The organism is Dyella sp. NPDC103356 (assembly GCF_055584465.1).
Genome location: NZ_JBVJLZ010000009.1, coordinates 176,046 through 189,268, shown reverse-complemented (window position 1 = coordinate 189,268; position 13,223 = coordinate 176,046). Strand labels below are relative to the sequence as shown.

Sequence of the window (13,223 nt, the reverse complement as noted above, 5' to 3'; positions counted from 1 at the left end):
ATGCGCATCGCCGTGATCGGGTCAGGTATCTCAGGGCTGGCATCGTCCTGGCTGCTGTCGTCCCAGCATGACGTCACGTTATTCGAGGCCGGCAACTACCTCGGCGGCCACACGCATACCCATGACGTGGCCCAGCAAGGTCGCCGCTATCGAATCGACAGCGGTTTCATCGTGCACAACCCGATTCATTATCCGCTGCTTACCCGCATGTTTGATCAACTCGGCGTGGCGTCAAAACCCACCACCATGAGTTTTTCGGTGCATAGCGAAGCCAGCGGACTCGAATACAACGCGACCACGCTCGATTCGCTGTTCTGCCAGCGACGCAATCTGTGCTCGCCGCGTTTCATCGGCATGGTGCGCGACTTGATGCGGTTCTATCGCGAGGCTCCCGCCCTGCTCGACCTGCCGGGAGAAGGCCCTACCCTGGGCGACTATCTCCTGGAACACAGCTACGGCGTCGCGTTTCGTGACGAGCATCTGGTGCCGATGGCGTCGGCACTGTGGTCGTCACCGGCCACGCAGATTCTCGGTTTCCCCGCGCGTTATCTGGTGCGGTTCATGGCCAACCACCAGATGCTGCAGATCAGCGACCGTCCGCAGTGGCGTGTGGTGACCGACGGCTCGTCCAGCTACGTGCACGCGCTGCGCGAGCGCTGGTCGGTGCGCGAACGCCTGCAGTGCGCCGTTCGCTCGATTCGCCGGCTCGCGACGGGTGTCGAGATTACCAGCCCCGCCGGTGTCGAACATTTCGACCACGTCGTACTGGCTTGCCACAGCGATCAGGCATTGGCCTTGCTCGTTGACGCCGATGAACGCGAGGCAGCCATTCTCGCCGCGATGCCGTATCAGGCCAACGACACTGTGCTGCACACCGATGCCAGCGTGCTGCCGAAGCGACGCAAGGCGTGGGCGGCATGGAACGCGTGGTTGCCGCGCGACGCCAACGAGGCGTGCACGGTCAGCTACTGCATGAACCTGCTGCAGGGCATCGAATCGCCGGAGCCTTTTGTGGTGACGCTCAATCGCAGCGCCGTGATCGATCCAGACAAGATCCTTGCCCGCATGCAATATCACCACCCGGTCTACAACCACGCGGCCGTACTGGCCCAGGCGCGCAAACCCGAGATCCAAGGCCGTCGCCGCACCTGGTTCGCCGGTGCGTACTGGGGCTGGGGCTTTCATGAGGACGGCATGCGCAGCGCCGTCGATGTCGCGGCGGCGCTGGGCGTGAGATGGTCGCCAGGCGCGGCGCCTCCCCCGGTTGCCGAATCACGCGCAAAGAGGGTTCCCGCGTGAATGCCCAAGCATGCAGCCCGCTGGCAAGCGCCGTGTACGAAGGCGTGGTGCGCCATCGCCGGCTGGCGCCGCGTCCTCATGCTTTTGATTACCGGATGGCCCAGCTCTACCTGGACCTGGACGAAATCGATCAGGTATTCACGCATCGCTGGCTGTGGTCGAACGAACGCAGCAATCTCGCGCAGTTTCGGCGCAGGGACTATCTCGGTCCGGCCGAGCTGCCGTTGGCCGAGGCCGTGCGTCGACGCGTCGAGCTGGCCACTGGCCATCGTCCCGTAGGGCCGATTCGTCTACTGACCCATCTGCGCTATGGCGGCCTGGTGTTCAACCCGGTCAGCTTCTACTACTGCTACGCCGACGATGGGGTGACCCTGGTCTGTATCGTGGCGGAGATAACCAACACGCCCTGGAAAGAGCGTCACGCCTATGTGCTGCCCATCGAGACCGCACAAGCGCGAGGGGCGGCGCTGCACTGGGCCTTTCCCAAGACCTTTCATGTGTCGCCGTTCATGCCGATGGCGCGCCAGTACGACTGGAGCTTTACCGTGCCGGGCGACCACCTGCGCGTGCACATGGACGTGCTGCGCGAGGGTGAGCGCGAGTTCGACGCCACCCTCGTCCTGCAACGCAAACCCTTGAACGGCGCATCGCTCGCCCGTGTTCTTTGGCGCTACCCGCTCATGACGGCGCAGGTCGTTGGCGCCATTCACTGGCAAGCGCTGCGGCTATGGCTCAAGCGCAACCCTGTCCACGATCACCCCGCCCTTTCCTGACATCCCGAGGTTTTCCATGAACGACATCGCCAGAACTGCCGACCATGAAAGCCCCGAGATCGGCAATATTGATCGCTTTCTGCGCCGGCAACTGCTTCACCAGTTGAGCCAGCTGCGACACGGAAGACTGCTGCTGACCGGCGATGGCGAGCAACTTCAATTCGGCGACGCCACGGCCGACCTGCACGTTCACCTGGATGTACTGGATTCAGCCTTCTACCGTGCTGTCGCGAGCAATGGCAGCGTCGGCGCCGGTGAAGCCTATATGGATGATCTGTGGCGCTGCGACGATCTGGTTGGCCTGGTGCAGTTGCTGGTCCGTAACCGCGACATGCTCGACGGCATGGAAAGCGGCTTGGCGCGCCTTGGCGGCATGGCGATGCGTGGTTGGCACGCGCTACGTCGCAATACGCGCGATGGCAGTCGCCGCAATATCGCCGCGCACTACGACCTGGGTAACGATTTCTTCCGGCTGTTCCTGTCGCAGGACCTGATGTACTCGTCGGCGATCTGGGCAGAGGCATCGGACACGCTTGATACCGCTTCCACACGCAAGCTCGAACGCATCTGCCAGAAGCTCGATCTCAAACCGACCGACCGGGTGATCGAAATCGGCACCGGCTGGGGAGGCTTTGCCTTGTACGCCGCGCAGCACTACGGCTGCCATGTCACCACCACCACGATTTCGCGCGAGCAGCACACGCTGGCCAGTGAACGCGTGGCGGCCGCCGGCCTTGGCGATCGCATCAGCCTGCTGCTTGAGGATTATCGCGATCTGCAAGGTCAGTACGACAAGCTGGTCTCGATCGAGATGGTCGAGGCGATCGGCGCGGCATATCTGGATGTCTATTTCGAGAAGGTTGGCCGCCTGCTGAAGCCTGATGGCCTGGCGTTGCTGCAGGCGATCACCATCGAGGACCACCGCTACGTACAGGCGCTGGGTTCGGTCGACTTCATCAAGCGTCATGTGTTTCCCGGCAGCTTCATTCCATCGATCCATTCGCTCATGGCGGCAAAAACCCGCAGCAGCGACCTGGCCCTGGTCCAGCTGGAAGATTTCGGCCACTCGTACGCACTGACCTTGAAAGCCTGGCGCGAACGCTTCATGGCGCGTCTGCCGCAGGTGCGCGCGCAAGGTTTCGACGAGCGCTTCATTCGCATGTGGGAGTTTTACCTCGCCTATTGTGAAGGCGGCTTTCGTGAGCGCTCGATCGGCGTGTCGCACTTGCTGCTGGCCAAGCCCGGGTATCGCGGCGCGACGTTGCTACCGGCGCTCGAGCCGGCCGAAAGGATGCCTGCATGACATTCTGGGCCAGCCTCATCGGCTATCAGTTGGTCTGGTTCGCCGCCGTTATCGGCGCTGGCCATGGGCTGGCGTGGCCGGGAGTCGTCGGCATGCTGCTCTACGCCGCGTGCCAACTGGCGGCTGCGCGTCACTATAAAGCCGACTTGTCATTGATGGCGACCGCCGTGGCGCTGGGGCTGCTGGTCGATGGCGGACTGATTCGCATGGGGCTGGCGAACTATGCCGCAGCGTGGCCGTCGGCCGCGTGGGCCCCGGCATGGATTCTGGCGCTGTGGGCCACGTTCGCGTTGACCTTCACTCAATCGCTGCGCTGGCTGCAGAAGCGTCTCTACGCTGCCGCCCTGCTCGGCGCCATCGGTGGTCCGTTGGCCTATCTGGGAGCATCGCGCGGCTGGCAGGTGGTGCGCTTTGCCGATCCCCAGTGGCGCGCGCTGTTGTGGCTCGGCATCGGCTGGGCGCTGGCGACGCCGATGTTGGCGTGGCTAGCCACGCGCTGGTCTAGCGATGCGACGCCGGCATCGATCGCTTTGCGTGGAAAAACATCATGAACCCATGGATTCAGCTGGCCGTGCTGTGGCTGCTTGCCGCCGTGATGATGAGCCTGGGCTGGCGGTGGCAACGCGCCCGCGCCAATGCCGGTATCGTCGATGCGTTATGGGCCGGCGGCCTGGGTGGTAGCGCGGTGTTGTTTGCCGCGTTTGGTGACGGTGCGCCATGGCCACGCGTAGCCGTCGCCGTGCTTGGCGGCCTCTGGGGCATGCGGCTTGCCATGCATCTGTGGAAGCGGGTCCGTGGTGAGCCTGAGGACGGGCGCTACCAGAATCTGCGAGCGCACTGGCAAGGAAGCCAGCTGAAATTCTTTCTGTTCTTCCAGTTCCAGGCGCTGCTGATCGCGCTGTTCTCGTTGCCGTTCCTGGCGGTGGCACGCAACCCGCATGGGTTCGGTCCTTGGCTGCTGGCTGGCATGGCGATCTGGCTGGTGAGCGTGATGGGCGAATCGATCGCCGATCGGCAACTGGCGCGATTTCGCGCGGATCGCACGCATCGCGGCCAGACTTGCCGGGATGGCCTGTGGCGCTACTCGCGTCATCCGAATTATTTCTTCGAATGGATTCACTGGTTCGTTTATGTCTGCATGGCCGTCGGCTCTCCAGTCGCATGGCTGGCCTGGGCTGGACCGCTGACGATGTACGTCTTCCTGCGCTGGATCAGCGGCATTCCATATACCGAGAAGCAGGCGTTGCGCAGCCGTGGCGACGACTATCGCGCCTATCAACAGAGCACCTCCATGCTGATTCCCTGGTTTCCGAAAAGGAGCGCCTCATGAACACTGCCGCCACGGCTTTCGACGAACGGCCGCAGGATGGCCCTGCCGCTGGACTGCTCGGTCTGGCAGAGCGAGGCCTTCTGCCCGATGCCTTATTGCGGCAAGGCATTCGCCACCTGTGCGCGCAGCGCCTGCGTGAGGAAAGTACTGACGGCCTAGAAGCACAAGCGGCGCGCTTTGCGGAACGCATCGACATGCTACGGCATAGCCCGGTGGCGATTCATACCGATGCCGCCAACGCTCAGCATTACGAACTGCCGCCGGCCTTCTTCGAACTTTGCCTGGGCAAGCGTCTGAAGTATTCCGGCTGCTATTACCCGCGCGGCGACGAATCATTGGATCAGGCCGAAGAGGCCATGCTTGCCCTTTATGGCGAACGTGCCGAACTGGCCGATGGCCAGACCATCCTGGAGCTCGGTTGCGGATGGGGCTCGCTTACGCTGTGGATGGCCGAGCGCTATCCGGGCGCGAAGATCGTCGCCGTTTCAAATTCGAACCAGCAACGCCAGCATATCGAGGTGCAATGTCGTCAGCTTGGGCTGTCCAACGTGGATGTCATCACCCAGGACGTCAACAGGCTCGAGCTCGATGCGGCGCAGTTCGATCGCTGCGTCTCGATCGAGATGTTCGAACATATGCGCAACTACGAGATCCTGCTGGGTCGTATCGCCCGCTGGCTGCGTCCGGGCGGCAAGCTGTTCGTGCACATCTTCGCGCACAAAGCCCTTATGTATCCGTTCGAGACCACCGGGAAAGACGACTGGATGGGACGGCACTTCTTTACCGGCGGCTTGATGCCGGCAGTCGACACCCTGTTGTGGTTCCAGCGGGAATTGAAGATCGAGCAGCGTTGGCTTGTCGACGGCACGCATTACCAGCGCAGCGCCAATCACTGGCTGGCCAATCAGGACCGACATAAGGATCAGGTGATGGCCGTTCTCACCGAGGCCTACGGACACAAAGCTGCGCCGCTATGGTTCCAGCGCTGGCGCATGTTCTGGATGTCCTGCGCGGAGCTGTTCGGTTACGCCCATGGCCAGGAATGGCTGGTAGCGCACTACCTGTTTGCGCGGCCGTGACCGCTCATGACGGCCTCCCATCATTTCGGAGCCATCCTATGAACGTGCCGAAAAAAATGTTGCTGGCCTGCGGGGTCGCTCTCGTCTGTGCCTGCGTTCATGCCGGCAGCCTGCCGCCGATCAAGCCGGTCGAGCATGTCGACCTCACCCGCTTCATGGGCGACTGGTACGTCATTGCGACCATTCCCACTCGTTTCGAAAAGAACGCCTATAACGCGGTGGAAACCTATAAAGCGCAACCGGATGGCAATATCTATACAGCGTTTCGCTTCAACAACGGTTCGTACAAGGGGCCGGTGAAGGCCATTCATTCCACGGCCTTCGTCAAAGCGGACAGCGGCAATGCGGTATGGGGCGTACAGGTGTTCTGGCCGGTCAAGGCACAATATATCGTGGCGTACTTGAAAGAGGACTACAGCCAGACCATCGTCGCTCGCGACGCTCGGGATTACACCTGGATCATGGCGCGCACACCGACGATTTCCCAGGTTGACTACGACGCGTTGATGGTGCGCGTCAGACAGCTGGGTTATTCGCTTCAGGACGTGCGCAAGGTTCCGCAGCAGTGGCCTGATGCTCAAGACCCAAAATTGTAAGACGCCAATCTCCGGATCTCCGGTTTATTCGAATTCTTGAAGCAATTGCCCTTCAGCAAGGCCGAAGGACGCGATGGGCAGGGTTTGCACGCCCTGCTCCACCGCGATGACTGCCAACGCGTATCGCAGCAATCTGCCATTCCCCTCGGTTCCACTATTTACCCTCAAGCCACGGATCGAACGAGGTCGTGTCAAGCTCGCCTGCTTCGATCTCTGCCTTGAGTCCTTGCTGTACGAGTTGATGCGCGTACGCGCCGCCTTGTACTTCTTCATCGATATACTGCGCTGGCGCCTCGAAGGTCAGGTGCTCTATCACCTGGGTCTGTCCGCGCCCGATAGCCGTAAAAACGATGTGCTGATGCGTGATGACGCCGGGCGCGTCGTAGGTGTCCGCATCGTAGTAGAACTCGTCGCTGTGGAATCGCTGCCGCGAAATCGTTTGCCCGTTATAAATCGTGCCATCGGGCATAGGAATATTTTCGAGCGCCACGAAATCAAACGTTGCGACATTGCCGCGCTGGTGATGGTTTATGGGAATGATTCCGCTCAAATAAGGATGAAGACCGGTCGCCGTGTAAACGTTGGCGTAGATGGCATATACCTTATCGATGGGGCGATTGATGACGATACGAAGGTCCACGGATTGCACGACAACGCCGCGTTTCGATAAAGGGATGGCCTCTTCAGCCTCGTACGCCGCCCAGTTCGTTTTCCAGAGCTGGATATATTGCGCATAGGTCGTTTGAGCGTGTGCACCAGCTGCGACAGTCATCGATGTTGCAAACACAAGGATACTCAATGCTCGGACGAAGAACGTTTTCATGATAAACCTCCAGGCGCTATGAAAAACTTGGGAAGTCTCGATCAACTCTTCGTAACTCGCCTCTAGTCAGATCTCAGGTGATGCCTGGCTGAGCTCCTGACGAAGCAAACATCGCTTCGTCAGGAGCTCACTGTTGTGCCTTTCAGAAGCTGGTGGGATACCAGTCGGGCACCTGCCGGAAAATGAATTTCTGGGCAGTGTCATTCCTGTCGCATGTCCACAGCTTCATGCGGGTGCCATTGGCGGGCGAGTTTCCATAGACGTCCATGCAGAATTTCCGGTCCTGGTCGCGGCTTGCCATCAGGCCATCGGGGGTGATGTACCATTTTTCCGACCTTCCCCCATCACAGTCCCACAGATTCATCTCCTTGTTCTGCCCCGCTGTGCCGCCCTTGATGTCCAGGCAATATTTGTTGTTGCCCTTTGGCCTTAGCTGCCCTTCGGCGGTATACACAAACTGCTGATTATCGGCGCCGTTGCCGCAAGTCCACTGGACGATGGATTTGCCATTCCCATACGAGCCACCCTCCACGTCGATACAACCTCTTTGCTGGCTGGTCACGGTGGGCATCATGAAGTAGCCAGGTAGGCTGCGCCGAACACCTACAAACGGAATGCTGTTGATCCATTCAGGCCGGTAGTAAGTCGTACTGGACAGGCTCTCGCTTAAGTCCATGCCCAATGCGCCAACGCCATGCGCGACGCCGATATAGGCGTAGGCATAGTCCGTATTGGTGAAATCGCCGGAATGATCCCATAGATGTAACAGCTGGCGATATTCAGCCGACCGATTGAGCACCTGCTCATCGTGGTCGCCAGCCTTCACATTGGCGCAGAAGAAATAGCCGGAGTCGGCGGCACTCATCCCGTCGATCTGGGTCGTAATCTCTCCAGGGTCACCGGCATCGACATCCGGACAGAAAAACGTGTTCTGGCTCTTGCCGTGATCCGAAAGCCATTTACGCCCACCGTTCATGTTCTGGTTGACGGACCCTATGTGCCCGCCCGTCAGCAGTACGATGACTTTGTTGCCGAGCGCGCTGATGGCTGGAAAGCCGCGACTTTTCAGTTTCAGGCGAGGCGAAGCGCCAGGCGCACTGTTGATGTAACTCATAAGTTCGGCATAGGTGTAGCGATTCTGTGCTGGAATCGCTTTGCCGATGTACTCATCCAGCATGCCGACCTCGTCGCTCTTCCAGGCGCTGGCTGGATCCCAGCTGGCCTTCATGTCCACAAAAACAAGCAGCGGCGTGGTATCGCTGGCATGGCTTGCCTTCCATGCAAGGATCACATCCAGGCAATCTTTCAAGCGGGTTTGTTGGGCGTTCCCGCAATTGGCCTTCATGGGGTTCAAGTCGTGGGCTACAAACGGGCCGGCAGCCTCGTTTTCCCAGTTGCCTCGATCGATCACGTCGATTTCGACAGCGCGATAGCCCGCATTGAGCCATCCACTGAAGTCCTTGCCATGCATGTAGGTATTGTGCGGCTGCAAATAATAAAGCTGATCAACCCGCGTTGAAGGTGTGGGCTGTGCAGCTTTCAAGGGTGGTACAAAAGTCGTTTGAGCTACTGCTGGCACTGCAAGCAGCACACTTAGAGTTGCGGCGAATCGTATTGCGATGCGGACAATATGAGTAATGCTTTCCATGGCCCCCTCCCTGACTGCGAGAAAAATAGGCACAAAATTTGGATACCACTAACCGACGCCACCGCATTGTTCGCTGCTGAGGCAGTTAGCAATGTTGCGTGACCAAGATAGTGGGTGTTCCAAATCTCCTGCCTGGATCGTCTAGCTACCAATGGCGCGCATCATGCAAACCCATCTGGCAACGACAGCGACGCAACGCGCCCCGCTATACCGCCATTCCCATCGTTGGTTTCGTACACCACGACCACGGTGTCGTCGCTGCGACGCGATGCACCGGGAAAGCCTCCGGTGCAGGCGACAACGCCGATGACAATCCATTGAATGCCGCCGGTCGACCAGAGGCCGATACTGCTGCAAAGGTCGTTGGATTGGTCGTCAGACCCCGAATGGAATGCGAGAATATATTGGTTGCTCAACACCGCTAACGCAGGGCCGTCACCGTCGCAGAGCTCCGCTTCGTCGCCGAAGGTGATTGATGCGTCGGCCGAGCTGACGGTCGCGTTGATCGTGTAGATGGTGCCATTACGAACATGGCCAAGCACCAGGTTCCAGTGATTGGGAATGGGCGACGCACAGACGTTATCGCCTTCCGCATAGGAGGTTTCTTTGCCCGAGAAATCCACGCCCTTACTAGAGATACTGCCCACATCGTAATAAAGCGTGTCATTGCCCGCGTTTTGGTCGCGATGGAATTCATACGCACGTGAACCGACTACGCCAACAGCGGGGTTTTCGCCTTTCTCGTAATCCTCGCCGCTGTCGGGCGTGGTGACCGAACTGCCTGATAGTGTGATCAGGTTGTAGTAAAGCTTGTTATTACCGTTGCCGCCGTGCACTTCCACCACGGTGCTGTCACCATACATCGCCAGTGCGGGATCCTGCCCGTTTTGATACGAGCTGCTTTGTGCGGAACTTTTTGATACGCCTGATGCGCTGGAGGATATGGTGATCTCCCACATGGAATCTTCGCCACCGGTGTCGACGCATACGACTACACCATAGCCGGAACTGGCTACCGCCACGGCAGGACGCTGCTTGCTGGTAGCAAGCGTGGTGGCGCCGGTGAATTTGACCGATGGCAACGCAGGTAGAGCACAGAGCAATGCGGCAGACGATACCGTCGCGCCGCGCGTGCTGCGCACAAGATCGGTAAGAAATCCCGATAGCGCATCGGCCATCACGCTCGCCACATTGTTGGGGTCGATGGTCGGTAGGTTGTCTTCGCTAAACAGCGTTTGCACCATCATCTGGCACATCTCATTGGCCGTCAGGTTGTCATCGGCCCAGACCGGCGCGCAGGAACAGATCGAGCCGGTGACGAATTGCGCCAGGCCCGACACCATCATCAGCTCGCCGTTGATCGCGAACAGCAGCGATGTCGTGGCGAAAACTGCCTGATCGTCCGATGAGGTTTTAAAGCTGACCATCGTCGCGCCACCGCCCGGCAGATACACGAGGTCGGGCAAGGTGATGTGGTAGTAGTTGGTCGATCCACCGCCGGCGGTGTACGTAAAGTCTTGTGCAATGGGGTTGGCGAAATAACGGTACTGGTCGGTCAAATACAGCGACTGGTCGTAGATGGCCGCCCACGGGCGTGCCAGCTGCAGGATGTCGGGTGTGTTCAAGACAGGTGCTGTCGCCGTTGTCGCCGGCGCAATACTTTCCAGGATGCGCGCGACAGCTTCGCTGACCACGGTAGGAAAATACAGGCGGCCGCCGTCATCGGTAAGCTGACCTAGAATCGTTACGGCCACGTTCCACGCGCGCACCATCATGATCGAAATGCTTACTGCCTGTACCGCCCAGCCGATGACAGGCACTTTCTTGAGCACTTTGCGTATCAGATACGGAAACGGCGGCGGCAAACCGATCCGTTCCATCAGATTTTCGGGCACCGCTACTGTGCTGGTGCCCCAGGTGAAACCTACTGCAATATCTGCAGGCAGCCAGGTCTGCAACGCTTCGGACCAAAACACCTCGATTTGCACGGCAGCGTGATCGTCCAGCGCAGCGCCGCGAATATGATCAAGCGTCGTGGAGATACGTAGCGTCGGATAGGTGGCATTGCTGGCAAGTTCATCGCGCGCTGCCGCAATACGTGCGAGTTGATCGGATTGCTCGCTGCCAGTCAGGTTACTATCGACCCACTGTTGCGCATCGTTGAGCAATTGCTGATACGTGGCGACGGTCGTGCTGTCGAGCGTTGAGCTTTCTTCCCGTTGCTGCGGAAGCCAGATGCGGTATTCGCTGCCGGCGGAAATAAAGTAAAGCGCCTGATAATTCTTATCGCTCCATCCCGGCTGCTGACCGGTCGGTTGCAAATCCAGAAAGCGCTGGGCAAGCTGGTTCGTATCGAGACTGAGCGTAACGGTCGTATTAAGTTCAACGGTCGACATGCGTTTCCCCTAGAAAGCAAGCCAAATGAATGCCAGGCAGACATAGTGTCTGCACATTATTTAACTTAGTAAGTGTTACGTAAAGACGGCGTTAAGATGTCGAAATGCACCCGCGCTTGTAAGAAGACTCTGTATATGCCGTTTTTATCCGCAGCTTAAGGGGATGGATGGACTATTTCCGACCTCGGATTTATCTGGCTCGTCGGAAGCGACGCGGCGACTGAACACGCGCGAAAAATGCCGCTGCGTTTTAGAACCACAGTGCTGCGCAAGCGATATAAAGCACCAGTTTGAAACAACCAGTGTCCAATATCACTGCATGGGCGGCTGCGGGTGCAGTTGGCCATGTTGAGTGATCGAGATAGTGGGTTTGCCAGATATCCCCGTGATGGTCGTGTCGCCAAAGCCCGCGGCAAAGTCTGCGTCGTAAGTGGGGCAGCAAGAGGTTCTCAAAAATCAGACTACGCCGAACGGTCGATTGATCCGAATCGCTTGCTGGTACATTGTTTCACGCGTTGCGATATTACCTAGAGACTTCGATTCACATCGAGGTCGGAGCTGGCATGCGCCGCTGGGCATGGAATGTCATCAATGGTCCTTAGCGCTGGCTCGACGATCAAGCGAAGCGAAGAGCTTCGCCTGAGGGCTGGCGATCAATCTCATTTACGGAGTTGCACTCCACGATGGCTCAGCTTAGGCAATTGGCGTCGTTCGTGTTGTTCCAAAACGGAGCGTTGACATGGTAGATGTGCTGATGTGCCTCGCGCTTGGCATGGCGGGAGCCGGATTGGGTCAGTTGTGGGTGCTCTTTTACTTAAGGAAGCACCAAAGATCATTTCATTGGAGGCTCGCAGCTATCTCGGTCATTGCTGCAGGGTGCCTGACAGGGCTCTATTTCACTTTCGTGGACTACCAGCCGCAATCACCCTTCACTGTGCTGGAATACGGCATATTCCTCGGACTTCTCGCAGACGAAATTCGGCTGCAGCTAAATCCCGAAGACGGCCAGGCTCCAGAAACCCAAATAGGCGCTGAAATAGTCCTCCGTCCGTCCGCCGGACGAGTGCTATTGCGAGTCGCCGCGCCGTCGACGACCACAAGCCCCTTAATTGTCCGTGGATTCCTGCAGGTCTTTGGAATCAGCTGCCTCGGTGGCATCGTCATGGTGATGCTTCAAATACGCCGTGGTCGAAAGCGCGTAGAAGCCTACAAGCTAAAAGACTGGGCTTGGTGGGTAATAGCTGTCGTTGTAAGTGGTTTGGTCGTCACTTTTCAGGGCATCGATCACGTCAATGCTGCTACTGCCTTCCAGCTTGGCATGACCGGACCACTGCTTCGAAGGCTGATCTAATGATTGGCAATTCGGCCCCCTATCCGATACCACTGCATTGGTCGCTGCTTGTGCAGCTGGCAATGACGAATGATCGAGATGGTGGGTGTCCCAGGTATCCCACACGGGTGTCCCAAAGGTTCACCCCCAAAGATACATTCTACGGGGTGCCGCGTGCGAAACTTCCAGCTCGCCAGATCTTTGAGCAGACCAGCCCATGACAGTCTCATCGCTAACCTTGAAAGTGCCAAGTAGCGAGCCCTGGGTCGCTACAAACTTGGAGATAAATAAGTATGATCAGTTGATTTTTGAATCCACTGGCAAGTGGATTGATGCATTTATTCCCTGCACTGCTGATGGTTATGCCGCTGGCTTTCTGTACGCAGCCAACCGACCGCCTCGAATTCCCGATGGGAATCGATACTTCCGTCTGATGGGGCGCATTGTCGAGGATGGGAAAGTTCCGAACATGGATGATGTGGTCAAGACGTTCCCCATAGGTCGGTCGGCCAAGATAACTGCTGAGTACGCCGGCGTGCTTTTCGTGTTCGCCAATGATCGCCTCGGCTACTACTGGAACAACTTTTGGCACATACAACTGACGATCCAACGCATTCGAATGTAGCACGCATGATCAATGCACCTG

General features: G+C 58.5%; 12 protein-coding genes. 9 read left to right on the top strand and 3 right to left on the bottom strand.

The window, feature by feature from the left end:
• Genes ACZ6WW_RS19370 through ACZ6WW_RS19340 form a run of 7 tightly spaced genes read left to right on the top strand, consistent with a single transcriptional unit; the run spans position 1 to position 6,380 of the window.
• Positions 1-1,299 (top strand): NAD(P)/FAD-dependent oxidoreductase, encoded by a 1,299-nt coding sequence (locus ACZ6WW_RS19370; protein WP_465275655.1) that lies wholly within the window; start codon positions 1-3, stop codon positions 1,297-1,299.
• Entirely contained in the window at positions 1,296-2,072 is a 777-nt protein-coding gene (locus tag ACZ6WW_RS19365; protein ID WP_465275654.1) for a DUF1365 domain-containing protein, read from the top strand. The genes ACZ6WW_RS19370 and ACZ6WW_RS19365 overlap by 4 nt, the downstream gene beginning before the upstream one ends.
• Before the next feature lie 16 nt (positions 2,073-2,088).
• Positions 2,089-3,375, top strand: a complete 1,287-nt coding sequence (locus ACZ6WW_RS19360; protein WP_465275653.1) for a class I SAM-dependent methyltransferase — start codon at positions 2,089-2,091, stop codon at positions 3,373-3,375.
• Positions 3,372-3,926 carry a DUF2878 domain-containing protein gene (locus ACZ6WW_RS19355; protein WP_465275652.1) on the top strand — a complete coding sequence of 185 codons (555 nt, stop codon included), beginning with the start codon at positions 3,372-3,374 and terminating at the stop codon, positions 3,924-3,926. The genes ACZ6WW_RS19360 and ACZ6WW_RS19355 overlap by 4 nt, the downstream gene beginning before the upstream one ends.
• On the top strand, positions 3,923-4,705 hold the full coding sequence (locus ACZ6WW_RS19350; RefSeq protein ID WP_465275651.1) for a DUF1295 domain-containing protein: 783 nt from the start codon (positions 3,923-3,925) through the stop codon (positions 4,703-4,705). Before ACZ6WW_RS19355 ends, ACZ6WW_RS19350 begins: the two co-directional genes overlap by 4 nt.
• A complete protein-coding gene (locus ACZ6WW_RS19345; RefSeq protein WP_465275650.1) occupies positions 4,702-5,784 on the top strand; it encodes an SAM-dependent methyltransferase in 1,083 nt (360 codons plus the stop codon). Before ACZ6WW_RS19350 ends, ACZ6WW_RS19345 begins: the two co-directional genes overlap by 4 nt.
• 38 nt (positions 5,785-5,822) lie before the next feature.
• A complete protein-coding gene (locus tag ACZ6WW_RS19340) occupies positions 5,823-6,380 on the top strand; it encodes a lipocalin family protein (RefSeq protein ID WP_465275649.1) in 558 nt (185 codons plus the stop codon).
• A 154-nt stretch (positions 6,381-6,534) separates the two neighbouring features.
• Here ACZ6WW_RS19340 and ACZ6WW_RS19335 read toward each other — a convergent pair whose 3' ends face one another.
• From ACZ6WW_RS19335 to ACZ6WW_RS19325, 3 genes are all read right to left on the bottom strand, one after another.
• Positions 6,535-7,203 (bottom strand): hypothetical protein, encoded by a 669-nt coding sequence (locus tag ACZ6WW_RS19335; protein WP_465275648.1) that lies wholly within the window; start codon positions 7,201-7,203, stop codon positions 6,535-6,537.
• Positions 7,204-7,345: 142 nt separating this feature from the next.
• A complete protein-coding gene (locus tag ACZ6WW_RS19330; RefSeq protein WP_465275647.1) occupies positions 7,346-8,851 on the bottom strand; it encodes a ricin-type beta-trefoil lectin domain protein in 1,506 nt (501 codons plus the stop codon).
• A 161-nt stretch (positions 8,852-9,012) separates the two neighbouring features.
• Positions 9,013-11,247: a hypothetical protein gene (locus ACZ6WW_RS19325; RefSeq protein ID WP_465275646.1), complete on the bottom strand. Its 2,235-nt coding sequence runs from the start codon at positions 11,245-11,247 to the stop codon at positions 9,013-9,015.
• A 739-nt stretch (positions 11,248-11,986) separates the two neighbouring features.
• Here ACZ6WW_RS19325 and ACZ6WW_RS19320 point away from each other — a divergent pair.
• Positions 11,987-12,598 carry a hypothetical protein gene (locus tag ACZ6WW_RS19320; protein WP_465275645.1) on the top strand — a complete coding sequence of 204 codons (612 nt, stop codon included), beginning with the start codon at positions 11,987-11,989 and terminating at the stop codon, positions 12,596-12,598.
• 196 nt (positions 12,599-12,794) lie between these two features.
• Complete coding sequence (locus tag ACZ6WW_RS19315; protein WP_465275644.1) at positions 12,795-13,202, top strand: hypothetical protein; 408 nt, start codon at positions 12,795-12,797, stop codon at positions 13,200-13,202.
• Positions 13,203-13,223: the final 21 nt, after the last annotated feature.